We start from the raw sequence: 15,602 nt of genomic DNA, 5'->3' as shown, positions 1-15,602 counted from the left end.
TTTTTTTTGTTACTTAAACCTTACCTTTAGTCCCACTACCAGCATACGGCCTGGCGAGTAAAGTGCGTATTTACGCGTTGTAGAGTCTATTCTGTTGTCTACCTTATCAAAGATGTTATCCACGCCGACGGCTGGTTCTAAGTAAATCCACTTTGCCACGTCGAAAGAGTGAGTGGTCTGCAAGTTCCATATACCAAAACCCGGAGCATCCTCATAAGTTCCGGTATAATAGGTTTTCGACTGGAGGCGCCCGTTCAGATTGACGTTCAATCCGTATTTCCGCCATGAACGATGATAGTTCGCGGCAATGGTGATAGCATTGCGGATGCTACGTTCCAACACACTCCAATCGTCGCCACTTTTGGTACGGGCGTAAGTATAGACATAGTTAGCCGAGAGGTTGAAACCTCGGAACAAATTGGCAGACACATTCACCTGCAAGCCTTTCACATCACCCTTGTCGCTATTCTGATAGCAGGCATACTGCTCCAGTTTCTGCGCCTCGGCATCAGTCATCTCGGGGAAATCCATTCTCAAAAACGACATCACCAGGTCGTCGACCTTCAGGTTCTGCTTCACTACCATGTCACTGATGCGGTTCAGATAGCCCGTCAGGCTCACGGCTATCACCTCGTTACGATACTCGGCATTGAGTGAGAAGTAGTTGCTATGCTCAGGCTTCAGAGTGGAATTACCAATACTAATCTGAGGTTTACCACGATTCACAGAATAATAATGATAGTAGAGCTCGTCGAGTCCTGGTGCACGGAAACCTGCCGAATAGGTGGCACGGAAACGGAAATTACCAGGGGCATACATCAGCGTAGCCTTAGGCGTAAGATGGTTGTTGAATGTCTCGTGATGAGTATAGCGCAGGCCAAGAGTCAGCATCAAATCACGAGCAAGTTCAGTCTCATGTTGGGCATAGGCCGCCAGCGAATAGACTTTTTCGTCTACATTTCCAGAGGTCGCTGTAAGATACTCCTTGCGCCAGTCGGCTCCGAAGATGGTTGTCGAATGCTCCGTAAGACCGAGAATCGCTTTCATGTTGCCTTCCATCATACGCTGTTTCTTCGACTGCACATAGTCACCAACAGCATAGGTATTCGTCTCCACATCGTACTCCTTGCCATAGCGGAACCGGTCGACCGTAAAATCGGCCTGCAACGAGTTTCTGGCATCAAACTTATAAATAGTTCCTACGTTCCAACGCAAGCCCTTATAACGCATCTCATAGTCGGTGCCGCCAGTGATGTCATTGCGCGACTGAGGACGGTCTGTCATCTTATATGAATAGTCTGCCCCAGCATTCAGCGCCAGGTGCTGATTGGGGGCATAGGTAAATTTCTGTCCGAAAGTGTTTGAACGATAACCTGTAAACAAGGGGGCTATCGACTGTTGTGTTTCTGTGTCAGAGCCTTTCACATATTCCAAAGGATTGTTGCGATAGCTGTTGGCCTCATCATGCCCGAAAGAAGTATACGAGCCAAAGCCGTTCTTATAGATATCAAGCGTCACGTTCTCTGTTTTTTGTCCGTGTCCGGATATCCTTGTGTCACTCGTCACGCAGATTAGGTTTTGTGTAGGCTGATCGGTGATGATGTTGATGACACCAGCTATGGCATCGCTACCATAAAGGGATGATGCCGCACCATCAAGCACCTCAATACGTTTCACCCTCGCCATGTTGATGCGGTTCAGGTCTACATTGTTCGAAATGTCGCCGTTCAGTTTCTGTCCGTTGATAAGGATGAGAATATACTTATTGCCCAGACCGTTGAGACGCAGAAACGAGCCCATACTGCTGGGTGCCATCGACACCTGAGGCATCATTCGCGTCAACGCCCCGTCGAAGGTGCTAATACCTTGCTCTTTAATTTCTTGAGCCGATAGCACATGAACTGGCGTGGCCGTGCTCTTCAGTCGCTGGTGATGCCCAGAACCTGTCACCACTACAGGGTTCAGGTTATAAGCACGATCTACCACAGAGGAGTCCTTACGATCCATCTTGTGGATTTGGGAAAAAGCGGCACTCCCCGAAAGGAGTGCCACCAATAGAGATAAAAGTTTCTTATTCATTACGTGTATTCAGAAAAAGAGAGTCTGATTATTCTTCTGGAGCCGTTGTCGGAGTTGACAGCGCAGCCTCCGTACCCAACTTGGCAATAGCCTCGCGAGTGTGGTTCATCCACAATTTACGAACAGCGCTACGCTCTGCCAATCCAGGGATATACTCCTCACCACTCTTATACTTCTTCCAACAAGGCTCGGTGTAGTTGGTCTCGTAAGCCTCGGTAGCGATACCAGCGGCATTAAACATGCTATACCAGCTCTCGTCGTCCTCATCATCAGCCATATCGTTGTGAGCGTGGTCACCGGCAATTGACATCAGCGGATAGAGCTGGGCCTTCTTGGCATCGTTGGCAGTATAGTTCATCGTAATGGTTACATCGCCAACTGCGATATCGAACTTACCACCAGCCACGTGCTCAAGCACATTGTCTACGTATGTATCCTCCATATCAACGGTGCCCACATAATAGTTGGTGTTGATGGCACGCAGATAATTCTCAAGCTGCAAGTAGCGCACGTTACCACCATAGTAGTCGTAACCCTCAGGATTACCATGACCCATAAAAGCAACGATGCCCTGAGCCACAGCAGCCTTCACATCGGCTTCATTGTTCAGCGTAGTTGCCAAAATCTGAGCATCGCTCTCCTCGGCCATCAGCGGAGTTCCAACAACCACATTCAAATCAAGACTCTTCATGTACTCATCCGTGAAGTCGCCATTGCGGTTGTTCATGAAGTCCTTTACGTAAGAGTCGCGAACACGACGGTACTCCTCGCCTGGGATGACCTGCAACGACTGAACAACAACCTGCTGATAGCCTGCCAGACCGATTGCGGTGAGCCAGTGCTCAGGATCGTAATAATCCTTAGGATCAACATTTTCACCAGCACGGGCGTTGTTGATACAGATGGCTGAAGAGAAGGAGAGATATACATCCCATCCTGAGAAGTTTGCTTTGTAATCTTCAACAACTTTGTCGAAGGTGTCGTAGGCCTGCTCCCAGGTAGAACCGAAGGCTACTAGCAGAATCACCTTGTTACTGCTTTTCTGAGTCTTTACGGTCTCGTTGACAGCCTGTTGATACTTCTCGTAATTCGACTGCGTCTTGTTGTCGTCGTCATCGTTACAAGCGGTGAACGTTGCGCTGGCAACGAAAGCCATCATGGCCAGCATCAAAAACTTAATCTTGTTCATTGTTGTTTGAATTAAAGTTTGAATTATATTTGTTTGTAAGTTTCTTGCCTTCATTGAAACGGACTGTAAGCGAGGCATACATCGTTCTGCCTGACGTTGTAGTACCCAGATGCAATCCGTGGGGCACACGATCTACATAGTCAAGAATATTGTCCATACCAGCTTCTATGCGCACGTGTTTACCAATCTGATGACTGGTTGAAATACGCCACAACTGATAACCCTTGCCATTGCCGTCTATCTGATAGTAGCGTTTGCTCGACATACGTCCGTAAAGTCCGATACCAAGCTGATAGCGTTTCGAGAAGTCGTGATTCCAAGTGGCATAGACATTTGCTTTATGATGCGCCATTCCATCGATAGTCACTTTATTCATTACATCATTTTCAGAGTCATATTGATTGGCCTTGGTATCAAGGTAGCTATATGAACCTCCAACAGTAAAATGACGTCCCTGATAACGCATGGTGAAATCAACGCCACAGGTCTGAGCATCTTCCATATTCTGATACTGACGCACACGGATGGGGTCGTATTTCATAATCAACTCACCAGGAGCCTCTTTTGTCGGAATAGTGACGAGCGTAATCATATCGTTCACTTTGTTATAATAGGGAGCAATGGTCAGTGTCAGATATCCTACAGTATATTCAGCACTCACTCCGAAGTAGTTCGACGTCTGTGCCTTCAAATCTTCATTACCCAGATAGAGATACACACCGTTCATATTCTTGATATACTGATAGTGCAGTTCTTTGGGTGTCGGCGTCTTGTAACCCTGGCTCCATGTAGTACGAAGGCGCAGGTCGCCGAGTTTCAGCATAGCGGAAACTTTGGGTGTGAGACGAGTACCAAAGCCTTCATTCCGCGTGAGTCGTAAACCAGCTGTGATATAGAGCGGGTTGAGAATCTCCAGTTCATCCTGCACGTAGACGGCTTGTGTATTATCCGTAGCCTTACCACCAGCCACTCGCATGGGGGCCTTCAACCAGTCATAACGATACTCTAATCCTGCACTCAGACGCTGTTCATAAGGCAACTCAAAAACACCTTTCAGTTGTACATTTGTCAGTCGCTGATCACTCTGCAACTCTTTGTCGCCAGGGAAATATGGGAAATAGTTTGTAAATCGGCCATTCACGTAACCATCCGTCAGCGTGGTGTCGGTATAGGCATAGTGATAGGCATGCTTCTTCCAATCTACATCAAGAGTGATATAATCTGTAGCATTCTCAGCTTGCGAGCGATTGAATATCGAGTGTAATTTCCATTTTCCTCCTACCGAAGCCGATGCGTTGTTATACTGCAAATCCCATGTCTTCACATCAACCCCTGGATGATGACCACAGGGGCGATAGATTCGCTTCCAATAAATGCTTCCATCAGCATAGAGTTCTATCTGAGGTGTCAACTGATAAGTCAGTCTCTCTGCAATCTGCCAGTTGGTGTGACGGTTCACCGTCTTGTTTCTTGAGTCGGTGATATGGTATTCAGTCTGTGAGGGAGCCTCCTCACTGGTATTCTGCCATCCGTCGGAGTGCTGAAGCTGGAAATTTGTGTAACTCGAGAGTTTCCCGAAATTCAAGGCAAAGCCATCGTGCTGACGAATATCGCCATAGTTCCCTACCCTTGTGGTATTCTCGAACATCAATCCTTTCTCTCGATGTTTACGCGTAATGATATTTATCACACCCGCGATGGCATCGCTACCATAGAGCGCACTCGATGCGCCTTTTACAATCTCAATCTTCTCAATGTTATGCGGATCAATGAGAGCAAGATCGTTCTCGCCTCCATTATCACCATAAAGTCGATGACCATCTATCAGAATCAGTACATATGAGTTTCCCAAGCCGTTCATCTGTAAGTGCGACCCCATATCGTTCTCGCTGAAATCAAACGAGGCCGTGAGGCCCGAAAGAATATCCTCTATTGAGCGACCCGCATATTGTTGAAGCTGACGATGGCTGATCACCTCTGTTTGTACGGGTGCGTCTTTTAACAGGTGCTGTGTACCAGTACCCGTCACCACCACTTCCTGTACGCTGTCCTGGCGCCAGATGTCTGTCTGAGCATACACCCCAATGGCCAATAGCCAGAAGCTAACAGCTAATATTATTCTCATCATTCTGTCTTTCCACACCCCTAACTCCTGAAAGGTGCGTATCATCAAATTTTCAGGCAGGTCTTCTGACTTTCCCCAATCTGTCTTACCTTCCCGAACTTAAGTTCAGTGGCATTATACAGACAAATCTTTCAAAGGGAGATTACAGCTGCAGGTACAGTTCCGGACTCTCACCGGATTCCCTTACATCAGGCGGCATCAGCCACCAAATTGCCTCATTTTTGGGGCAAAGGTACGAAAAAAAACGAGACTCACAAACTTTGAGTCTCATTTTTTTAATAAATATGTGTATAACTTGCTAACACGTTCTTGATTCTGAGCACTGGTGTTGACACTGGTTCACCTTTTGCATTATAAACCTGCACCACTGACTTTGGTATCTCGCCTAAGAACTGGCTATAATGGAACTCATGCCCATGATATATCTTGCCATCGAGGGTAAACTGACGATAGCCAAGCGATAATTTGCGGTCTTGCTGACGAGATGTAATCACATATGGCAACACGCCACACATAGGATAGTCGCCACTGTCTGTTAATATTTTATCACACAAATACATCATTCCACCACACTCGGCAACAATTTTACCGCCATGCTCGGCAAAATCTTTGATGGCCTCACGGGCAGCCTCATTACGTGACAACGCTTCAGCATGTTTCTCTGGATACCCTCCTGGCAGATAGAGCAAATCGATATTCTCTAATTGCGGCACTTCCGTTTCAGGATCAAACGTCGATACGCTTTCAAAGCCGTCAAGTTTTTCTTGGTAAACGAAACTAAATGATTCGTTATTTTGAGCCATCAGAACTCGTCCTCTTTTTAAGAAATCCGTATATATAGTTTCATCCTCACCAGATGAATCAGGCACAAGTTTTAAAAGTGCCTTCCAATCCACATGTTCCTCTAATAATTGTATCAAGGTGTCACTTTCTGCTTTTTCAGAGAAGTCGAGACCCAAATATCTGGAGTTCAGTTCTAATGACGACTGATTGGGCAGATAACCATAACAATATGTACCTAAATCACTACACACCTGCTTCAGCATCTCATAGTGTCGCACTGAGCCGACCTTATTAAATAATACGCCTGCAATATTGACATCTTCCTTAAAATTCATAAAACCAGATAGCAAGGCTGCTATAGAATAGGCTGCCGACTTGGCGTCGACAACCAGAACAACAGGCAGACCTATCACGCTCGCAATCTCTGCTGACGAACCTAGATCGCGATCATAGCCATCGAAGAGTCCCATCATACCCTCAACGACATTGATATCGGCATCGGCTCCGTAATGGTTATAAAGCGCCTTAACGTGGGCTTTCGAGGCCATGAAAGTGTCAAGATTGATACTCTTACGCCCGCAGGCCATGTCATGGAATTTCGTATCGATATAATCAGGACCACACTTAAAGGGCTGCACTTTGTAGCCTTTTTTTGTCAGCAAAGTCATTAGTCCTCTGGCAAAGGTCGTCTTACCTGAGCCACTACTGGTTGCCGCTATCATGAATCCAGGTTTCATTGGTTCTAAGTTTTTATTTCTGATGCAAAAATAAGCATAAAAAATGGGACTCACAAACTTTAAGTCCCATTTTTGTTATTTACCAATATTAAACCTTAATCCCACATTCAGATTAAACCCTAATGGTTTGTCTTGATAGAATGTCGGCACAACGCTGTGGTTATCAAAATGATAGGTAAGCCCCGGCTCAGCATAAATGCTCAATATGCGGTCTGCCTTATACTCCACACCTACGCCACAAGTAAGTGATACCTGAAGAGGACGGATGCTCACATCCTCAGTATGCTCTGGCTCCTTTTGGCCATTTACCACCGTTTGCGAGGTCTGACTGCCCTTCACCATCTTCTCGACGATACCACCAGCAGAGGCATAAACACCCAGACGCTTGCTACTGAGCAGCTGATAGTTCACCCCCACAGGCACACCCACATACGAGAGCTTTTGATTGATGTCGTAGCTATAACCATTGGTTTTGCGAGTGATGTCTGACGAGAGATAACTATACATCAGTCCGCTCTCTACGCTCCAGCGATTGCTGAGTTGATAGCGCACAGACACGCCAAACCTGACAGGCTGATGGTGGTCTATATGCTCGTCAATAGCCGTTTGTTGCTCCAGAAGCACCCCATAGACCTCTTCAAATTCTTTCTCATTAGTACCATATGTATTTGCAGCCCGCATCTGTGGAGTTATGGCATTAGCACTAATACTACCCGACATCGAATTAGACATATACACCTGAGCCGTCAAGCGATGTTCATACGAACGATTCGGTTGGTGAAAATCTTTCGAGAAGATACTACGCTGAGGTTCCAACTTGGGCTTCTCAACCTTTGTTGGCTCACCATTATGAGCAGAAGTCTCGTCAGCAACAGGTTCCTGCTTTTCTACCGTAGCAGGTTCCCCATACGTTTCTTGCGCCGTTATAGGCATATTTCCATCCGTTTGCGACTCTACAGCCACTGCCGCCATTCTGGTCTTTACCGAGGTTATAAGCTTTTCAACCACCGTTTTATCTGTCGTCTGTTGGTCTGTAGGATTTTGAACAGACTTCTGTATCATAGGTATCGTCGTTTCCACCTTTGCCGTCTGAGACAATTCACGGGTGGACTCCGTCTTAAACAAGTGCCATCCAAAGCCCACCATCAGCAATACGACTGCTGCCGCAGCTAGTCGCTTGGGCCACATTACAACAGCCTTTGCCTTCCTATTAGCCGCTAAGGCTTTCTCAAGTTCAGCCCACGACACCTCAGGAGCTGGCTGTCTGTAGTCGGCCAACTTCTGCTGTATTTCCTTTTTTGTTTGTTCTTTCATCGCGGTTGCTGTTTTGAGTTGTTATACGCTGTAATCTTTTTTACTAACAGGTTTTTGGCCCTGCTGAACTGAGAACACGAGGTGTTGGTGCTGATACCTAAGATCTGAGCTATTTCCTGATGACTTTTGTTCTCAAACACATAGAGGTTGAATACCGTTCTATAGCCCGTAGGCAGTTGCCTGATCATTTCCTGAAGCACCTCTGGCGGTATGTCACTGATGGGCGGGTCGTCGTTTTCTTCCTCGTCAGGCACATCCCACGAGAGTCGTGCCAACTCCTTCTGATGGCGTTCCCTCAGGTATTTGAGCGATTGGTTTACCGCTATTCTCGACACCCAGGCTTGAAGCGATCCCGCCCCACGATAGTTGAATTCTCTGATATGGGATAGTATCTGCACGAGAGCATCCTGAAACACATCCTTCAGGTCCTCCTCATCAGTTACATAACGGGCACAGACAGCAGTGAGATATTCAGCATAGAGCGAATAAAAGTCCTTCAGGGCGTCTTTTTCACCACCCTGAAGGCGCTTTGCTAAGCGTTCCTCTTTATTGCCTATGAAAAAATGCACTTATCCGTTACCTCCTTCTCCTATTCTATATATATATTCGCTGCATTAAAGCGTTCTGTTGCAATAGTGGCAGGCTGTCTGGGGCGCATTTTGAACTTAGCAGTCTTCTTGCCTGAATATGACTTCCACTCGAGTGTCAGTTCTATCTCATGATTGTTTGCAACCATATCCTCAGGCAATCTAAAAGCAACAAGTGCGTCACCGATTCTCCCATCCTTATCGCCTTTTGCATTATGATAAAGCGTAAAATAATTGGGAGTGTTTATATCCACACGCTTTACAAGGTTGATGACATGCGAGCCACCACCCCATCGAGTACGGAATCGCAGCGTCAGATAGCCATCCTCAGCCACCGTCACCCAGTCGTCCACAATCTCCAAGGCATCGTCGCCATATTTAGCTTTGTTTTCCTCCTCGTCGTAACAAGGGGCCAGCGTTTTGGTCAGTATCGAGTCTATCCAATTCACATAAACCGCATGACTATAGTGACCTGCGTCTTCATTTGAGCGATAGTAGTTCACCAGCGCCCTCACTTCCTTCTTACCGAATGGTGAAGCCTTGAGATTTGTCGGAATCAGCGTAGTGCTATCGTCGAGCTGCATATAGAACTGCGAGTTGTCGGCGTTGGGCTTTACTGTTACAAGCGCACTGGGATATGCCATGTCGTAGTCGTTATCATCGTCGAGGGAACAAGCCTGAAAAGCCATCGATGAGACCACCAGTCCCAGAACGGCCAAGAGTAGTTTTTTCTTTTTCATCTTCATTTCTGCATTTTTATTTGTTCAACTTGCCCTTATAAATCGCAAAAGTCGGAAAACTTGCACGGAAAATAGAAAAACTTTCGTTAAACTATCTTAATAGGTGGAGCCTTCAAGGATGCTTCCGCCGCTTAACAATCATTAACCTCTCGATGTGCAAGTTTTCTGCAATTCCTGATTTATAGGGGCGATGTACATCAAACATAAACAAATAATTCAAAACAAAAAGTCAAAAGAAAAATGAAAACAATGAAATTAGCATTTGCTGCACTCTGTTGTATGACAACCTTGTCATTCACAGCATGTTCCGACGATGACAGTTCTCACGCCCTCACTCAAGAAGAAAAGGCACAGTGCCTGATGGCTGTCAAAGGTAACTACACTGGCCACCTGATCTATGCTGCAAAGAACGACAAGAACGTGAAAGATGTGACTGACACCGTAGACGTAAAGTGGAGCATCGTGAGCGACAGCATCATGACCATCGAGAAATTCCCCACCAAGCTACTGGCTGAGAACGTAACCGACACCACACTGAAAGCAGCTTTGAAAACTGCAGAAGACCAGACGATTACCTGCTATATCGACTTTGTCAAGACATCGCCTGTTCAGTTCCTCGTCAACCCCAAGACGCCCGCCTACAACCTCAACTACGGTGGTAAGGACCATAAGGTTCAGGTGGCCTTCTTTGTCAACAACTACAGTTCATTCGGTTCTTACGACCTCACCAAGAAGGTGATGAGCATGCAGATTATCGAAGGCGCCATCTTCCTCGATGGCAACCAGACGGCATACCTCAAGGAGGGAGTTCCCTTTGTCTTCGTTTCTACAAAGAAAGAATAACACAATATAATAAGATATATCAAAATCCGAAGGGCGCTGTTAAAAGCGCCCTTTTCTCTGCAAATCCAGTCACTCTGACTTTCCTCGGAGCAAAGCCAGACTTTCCCCGAAGCAATCCCCCACTTTTCTCCGAACCTTTTTCTCTCTTCAATAATTGCGAATAGTATATGTATATTACAAGAGATTTATTTGGCGGTCTCATTTTTATTTCGTACCTTTGCAGAGAAATAAGAACCTAATTCGTGATGAAGTTTATTGTCGTTGGATTATCAGATGAACGAGAGCCTCAATTGGATTCTGAGGTTATCGGAATCATAAAACAAGGGAAGGTTTTCTCTGGAGGCAAACGCCATCACGAGCTCATAGCCCATCTGTTGCCAGAAAGGGCGGAATGGATAGACATCACGGCACCACTCGATGCAGTGTTCGAGCAATACGAGAAAAGAGAGACAATTCTTGCGGAGAAGGAGGTTGGAGCAACACTTTCCATCATCGTCTTCGCCAGTGGCGACCCGCTGTTTTTCGGCTTTGCCAACACTATCCAGCGAAAAATGCCCGAAGCAGAACTCGTTGTCTACCCGACTTTCAACTCGCTGCAGATGCTGGCCCATCGCCTGATAATGCCTTACCACGACATGCGTATCGTATCGCTCACAGGGCGTCCCTGGCCCGAGTTCGATAAAGCACTCATTGAGAAGGTTAAGAAAATAGGTGTGCTGACCGATCGCGAACATACGCCCGCCACCATCGCCCAGAGGATGTTGGAATATGGCTATAATAACTACAAAATGCATGTAGGCATGCATTTGGGGAATCCTGAAGGCGAGTGCGTATCAACATTGACACTCGAAGAAGCCGCACTTGCCGAGTTTGAACATCCGAATTGTCTGATATTGGTGCAGACAAGACAGACTACCCGCCATTTCGGAATCCCAGACAAGGATTTTACCTTACTCGACGGACGTGAGAAAATGATTACCAAGATGCCTATCCGATTGTTAACCCTACAGGCTTTGGAACTACCCCAGAAACGTGTATTCTGGGACATCGGATTCTGCACGGGCAGTGTGTCGATAGAAGCCAAGTTGCAGTTTCCACATCTCCAAATAGAGGCATTTGAGATTCGTCCTGAGTGCGAGGCTATCATGCAGAGAAACGTCAGGAAACTGGGCGCGCCAGGAATCAATATCCACATGGGCGACTTCCTTGAGACCGATATAACAGTCTTACCCCGCCCCGATGCCGTATTTATAGGCGGTCATGGCGGACGTCTGAAAATGATTATACAAAAGATACTCACTATGCTGACAGATGATGGTGTGATAGTAATGAACAGCGTCACTTCGCCCAAGGTAACCACAGATAGCCACCAGCTATGGGATGAAGCTTGTCAGGCATTTGGACTGAGACAAGAGCCGCCCTTACGCATACAACTCAACGACTACAACCAGATAATAATATTAAAATCAACTATTCAAAAATGAAGAAATCAATCATGATGGCGTCACTATTGATGCTGACCATCCAAGCGATGGCTCTCAATCCCTGGAAGAAAGGGGCATTTGAAACAGGCCAGTATCGTAACCTTTTCGTAGAGATGGGCTACAAACAGGCCGATGTAGACACAAAACTAAAAGAGGTATTTAACGATGTGTTCCGCGGTCCCAACAAGGTGTACTTCGAAGTTGGCGACACCATGGGCTATGTATCCGACGTAAAGAACCACGATGCCCGCACAGAGGGCATGTCGTATGGCATGATGATAGCCGTACAGTTTGGCGAAAAAGACATATTCGACCGTCTGTGGCGCTGGAGCAAGAAGTACATGCAGCATCAGGACGGCAACCGCAAGGGCTACTTTGCATGGAGCTGTAAGACCGACGGCACCCGCAATGCCGAGGGAGCAGCCTCTGATGGTGAGCTTTATTTCATCACCTCACTCATTTTTGCCTCAAACCGTTGGGGCAATGATACAGGCATCAACTACAAGGCAGAGGCCCAGCATATCCTCGACTGCATCCAGCCCAAGGAATATACGCCAGAACCACGTCAGGGTGGATTTCCCGGCTTCGGTCCTCAGCAGACAGGCCCTCAGAAGATGTACTTGATAGATCCTGAGACTCAGCTGATCACCTTTACCCCCGATGGTTTCGGACAGCGTTATACCGATCCTTCGTACCACATCCCCGCCTTCTATGAAGTTTGGGCAAAGTGGGCTGACGACGGGCGCTCGGACTACTGGAAAACGTGTGCCTCCAAGAGTCGTGAATACCTGCATAAAGCCATCAATGACAAGACTGGCCTGAACGCAGACATGAGTCAATACGACGGCAGCGAGATGCAGATGCCTCGCTTCCCTGGCATGCCTCAGCCTAAGCCAGGTGAAAAGCCTCGTCGCAATGGTAGTAATAACTTCCGCTACGACTCCTGGCGAGTTCCTATGAACATCACGCTCGATTACGAGTGGAGTTGTGCCGATGGAGAATGGCAGCGTCAGTATGGCGAAAAGATACAGAACTTTTTCTACTCACAAGGTGTTGACACCTTCTTCGACCAGTATCGTACAGACGGCACCATTCCTGAAGGCGACGAAATTCTACAAGCTGGAGGATTCCGAAAGTTGCGCCACAGTATAGGACTGGTAGCCACCACCGCCGCAGCCTCTATGATGTGCAGCCACGATAAGAGTAAGGAGTTTGTCGATGCGCTTTGGAATGCAAAGCATGTGCCATTTGAAGATGGTTATTTCGACGCTTACTACGATGGTCTGCTCCGCCTCTTTGCCTTCATGCACCTGAGCGGAAACTACAAAGTAATCACACCACAAGAAAGGTAAAAAGGTAAAAAAATAAAAGGGTAAGATGAGAATTGCTGTTATACAGATCAGTGAAGCTGGTAGGGAAATTGCCTTGACTTTACAACGGGAATTAGAAGCAAGAGCCATTCTGCGAACAGACATAGGCAAAGAATGGAATGCTTTCGACGCTTTCGTATTTATCGGGGCTATGGGCATCTGCGTCAGGACCATTGCGCCCTATGTCAACGACAAGCACACCGACCCAGCCGTGATCTGTATAGACAGCTTAGGAAAAAACGCAATCTCCGTGCTGAGCGGACACATAGGAGGAGCCAACGAACTGACACGTGAGATTGCTGCTTGTCTGGGGGCTCACGAGGTTATAACCACCCAAAGCGATAACGCAGGACTTTGGGCACTCGACACCCTTGAACGACGATTCGGTTGGTGCCTATCTAGCGATATCAACAATCTGCAGAATTGTATCTATGCTTTCATAAATCGTCAGCCCACAGCCTTATTGCTCGAGGCTCGCGATGAGGGTACAGACTATTTGGAACAGACATTACCCAGCCATGTAACTCTTATCAATGATATCAATGAAAGCGATTCCAGAAAATACAAACTGATAATCATCGTATCGCCCTATGTCAGGAATGTACCTGACGCCATGCTCGGACTACATTTCGTGCCTATGGTGGGAACAATCGGATTCGGACTCGCCCATGAACCAGAGAATTTCAAAGACATCTACGACGAGATAAACGAGGCTTTCACAGATTACGGTATGCAGCCATGCGCCCATAAGTACTGTACCATCGACGTAAAAGCCAACGAGCCATTCGTAAACATGCTAAAAAGATATAATAAAGAGGTTGTATTCTTTAGCGCAGAAGAATTAGCGACTGTTGAAGTTCCGAATCCCAGTGACACAGTCGCCAAGCACGTAGGAACGCCAAGCGTTTGTGAGGCAGCAGCCATACTTGGATCTGAGCATGGTGAACTAGTGATACCAAAGATAAAAGGCAAAAACTGGACAGCCGCCCTCGCCATCAATCGTCAGCATCTGAGGAAGAAACAGGGACATATAGAAATTGTCGGTGCCGGACCTGGCGATCCTGATCTGATAAGCGTCAGAGGAAGGAAAATGCTGGAGAAGGCTGACCTTATATTATATGCAGGCTCGTTGGTGCCCAAGGCCCTCACAAAGTGTCATAAGCCTGGAGCCGTCGTACGCTCCTCAGCAGATATGAATCTCGAAGAACAATGTGCGCTGATGAAAGAGCACTACGACAAAGGTCACTTCATCGTTCGCCTGCACACGGGCGATCCCTGTATCTTCGGAGCTATTCAGGAACAGATGGCGTTCTTCGATATTCATCGTATGTCGTACCACATCACCCCCGGCATCTCCTCGTTCCTCGCTGCAGCAGCCGAGTTACAGAGTCAGTTTACCATTCCTGAGCGCTGCCAGACCATTATCCTCACTCGTGGCGAAGGCCGTACTCCCATGCCCGAGAAAGAGCAACTGCATCTGCTGGCCCGCAGTCAGAGTACAATGTGCATCTTCCTCTCTGCTGCTATCGTCGATGACGTGCAGCGCGAACTGCTTCAGGAGTACCCTGAAGACACCCCCGTGGCAGCCTGCTACCATCTCACATGGCCCGACCAGAAAATCTATCGAGGCAAGCTCAAAGACTTAGCGAAGATAGTCCATGACAATCACCTCACCCTTACCACCATGCTCGTCGTTGGCGAGTCCATTGACAACCGCAAAGGACTCTCAGCCCTTTACGACAAACACTTCACCCACCTTTTCCGCCAAGGCTGCGATTGAGCGAGAGAAGCCGGAACTCGTTTCGACTTCCGAGCGTGAGCAGGCTCGACCAAAGGTCAAGGTGACGACGAAAAAGGCTCGTAATATCATAGGAAAGAAAACAAAGAATCGTCTTTACCTTTGACGGAGAAGTCATCTCTAAAAGTAAAACAAGTTGTTTTACTATCAAAGAGACTATCTTTTAGGAGCGTTTAGCATATCTTTTTCAAGGTAAAACAACTTGTTTTACTTTTATAGTTGGCGTTTTCCCCTTTATATAAAGGCATTCCAGCGCATCATGATAATAGTGATAGTAAACAGAAAACCATCACCCAACTAAACCTTCTGATATTCAATCATTTAACATCAAAAGTGATAGATAGTTCATTTTTATCAAAATAAAAAAGTAGAGGACAATAGCCACTTGAGCATGTGGATTCACCCTATTCGCCAAAAACCATCTATTTAATTCTTTTTTCTAATAAAAAAGATAAAGCTTCGCTTATTTCCTATATTATTAGTATATTTGCATTATCGTTTGCAAACGAAAGAAGATAAAATATAAGTATGAAGAAACCACAGTGGTATGAGA

Annotated in this window: 11 protein-coding genes and 1 riboswitch; of the genes, 4 read left to right on the top strand and 7 right to left on the bottom strand. The window is 46.7% G+C overall.

What is annotated here, in order from left to right; genetic code table 11:
- Positions 1–9 precede the first annotated feature (9 nt).
- The 7 genes from BMX82_RS09600 to BMX82_RS09570 form a co-directional block, all read right to left on the bottom strand.
- On the bottom strand, positions 10–2,079 hold the full coding sequence (locus BMX82_RS09600; RefSeq protein WP_091768321.1) for a TonB-dependent receptor plug domain-containing protein: 2,070 nt from the start codon (positions 2,077–2,079) through the stop codon (positions 10–12).
- Between the two features lie 28 nt (positions 2,080–2,107).
- Positions 2,108–3,268, bottom strand: coding sequence for a sirohydrochlorin cobaltochelatase (locus BMX82_RS09595; protein WP_177172071.1), 1,161 nt, complete (start codon positions 3,266–3,268; stop codon positions 2,108–2,110).
- Positions 3,255–5,396, bottom strand: coding sequence for a TonB-dependent receptor plug domain-containing protein (locus BMX82_RS09590; protein WP_231622191.1), 2,142 nt, complete (start codon positions 5,394–5,396; stop codon positions 3,255–3,257). Before BMX82_RS09590 ends, BMX82_RS09595 begins: the two co-directional genes overlap by 14 nt.
- Positions 5,397–5,430: 34 nt before the next feature.
- A riboswitch (cobalamin riboswitch) is annotated at positions 5,431–5,618 on the bottom strand.
- Between the two features lie 50 nt (positions 5,619–5,668).
- Positions 5,669–6,913 (bottom strand): cobyrinate a,c-diamide synthase, encoded by a 1,245-nt coding sequence (locus BMX82_RS09585; protein WP_091768315.1) that lies wholly within the window; start codon positions 6,911–6,913, stop codon positions 5,669–5,671.
- A 75-nt stretch (positions 6,914–6,988) separates the two neighbouring features.
- Complete coding sequence (locus BMX82_RS09580) at positions 6,989–8,227, bottom strand: porin family protein (RefSeq protein ID WP_091768312.1); 1,239 nt, start codon at positions 8,225–8,227, stop codon at positions 6,989–6,991.
- Positions 8,224–8,796 carry an RNA polymerase sigma factor gene (locus BMX82_RS09575; RefSeq protein ID WP_091768309.1) on the bottom strand — a complete coding sequence of 191 codons (573 nt, stop codon included), beginning with the start codon at positions 8,794–8,796 and terminating at the stop codon, positions 8,224–8,226. The genes BMX82_RS09580 and BMX82_RS09575 overlap by 4 nt, the downstream gene beginning before the upstream one ends.
- A 20-nt stretch (positions 8,797–8,816) precedes the next feature.
- Complete coding sequence (locus BMX82_RS09570) at positions 8,817–9,554, bottom strand: NigD1/NigD2 family lipoprotein (protein WP_091768605.1); 738 nt, start codon at positions 9,552–9,554, stop codon at positions 8,817–8,819.
- Positions 9,555–9,803: 249 nt separating this feature from the next.
- On the opposite strand from BMX82_RS09570, the gene BMX82_RS09565 reads away from it, so the two are divergent.
- From BMX82_RS09565 to cobM, 4 genes are all read left to right on the top strand, one after another.
- Complete coding sequence (locus BMX82_RS09565; protein WP_255396587.1) at positions 9,804–10,397, top strand: DUF4840 domain-containing protein; 594 nt, start codon at positions 9,804–9,806, stop codon at positions 10,395–10,397.
- Between the two features lie 245 nt (positions 10,398–10,642).
- Entirely contained in the window at positions 10,643–11,881 is a 1,239-nt protein-coding gene (gene cbiE / locus BMX82_RS09555) for a precorrin-6y C5,15-methyltransferase (decarboxylating) subunit CbiE (protein WP_091768304.1), read from the top strand.
- A gap of 47 nt (positions 11,882–11,928) precedes the next feature.
- Positions 11,929–13,233: a glycosyl hydrolase family 8 gene (locus BMX82_RS09550; RefSeq protein ID WP_410524414.1), complete on the top strand. Its 1,305-nt coding sequence runs from the start codon at positions 11,929–11,931 to the stop codon at positions 13,231–13,233.
- 25 nt (positions 13,234–13,258) lie between these two features.
- Complete coding sequence (cobM, locus tag BMX82_RS09545; protein WP_091768298.1) at positions 13,259–15,031, top strand: precorrin-4 C(11)-methyltransferase; 1,773 nt, start codon at positions 13,259–13,261, stop codon at positions 15,029–15,031.
- Positions 15,032–15,602 lie beyond the last annotated feature (571 nt).

The organism is Prevotella sp. khp7, from assembly GCF_900109055.1.
Taxonomy (GTDB): Bacteria; Bacteroidota; Bacteroidia; order Bacteroidales; family Bacteroidaceae; genus Prevotella.
This window is presented reverse-complemented; position numbering and strand designations above follow the sequence as displayed.

Excerpts from the sequence above, each read along its gene's own strand:
- BMX82_RS09565 (WP_255396587.1), top strand. The coding sequence starts at position 9,804 with ATGAAATTAGCATTTGCTGCACTCTGTTGTATGACAACCTTGTCATTC.
- BMX82_RS09595 (WP_177172071.1), bottom strand. The coding sequence starts at position 3,268 with ATGAACAAGATTAAGTTTTTGATGCTGGCCATGATGGCTTTCGTTGCC.
- BMX82_RS09550 (WP_410524414.1), top strand. The coding sequence starts at position 11,929 with ATGGCTCTCAATCCCTGGAAGAAAGGGGCATTTGAAACAGGCCAGTAT.
- BMX82_RS09570 (WP_091768605.1), bottom strand. The coding sequence starts at position 9,554 with ATGAAAAAGAAAAAACTACTCTTGGCCGTTCTGGGACTGGTGGTCTCA.
- cbiE (WP_091768304.1), top strand. The coding sequence starts at position 10,643 with ATGAAGTTTATTGTCGTTGGATTATCAGATGAACGAGAGCCTCAATTG.
- BMX82_RS09600 (WP_091768321.1), bottom strand. The coding sequence starts at position 2,079 with ATGAATAAGAAACTTTTATCTCTATTGGTGGCACTCCTTTCGGGGAGT.
- cobM (WP_091768298.1), top strand. The coding sequence starts at position 13,259 with ATGAGAATTGCTGTTATACAGATCAGTGAAGCTGGTAGGGAAATTGCC.
- BMX82_RS09585 (WP_091768315.1), bottom strand. The coding sequence starts at position 6,913 with ATGAAACCTGGATTCATGATAGCGGCAACCAGTAGTGGCTCAGGTAAG.
- BMX82_RS09580 (WP_091768312.1), bottom strand. The coding sequence starts at position 8,227 with ATGAAAGAACAAACAAAAAAGGAAATACAGCAGAAGTTGGCCGACTAC.
- BMX82_RS09590 (WP_231622191.1), bottom strand. The coding sequence starts at position 5,396 with ATGATGAGAATAATATTAGCTGTTAGCTTCTGGCTATTGGCCATTGGG.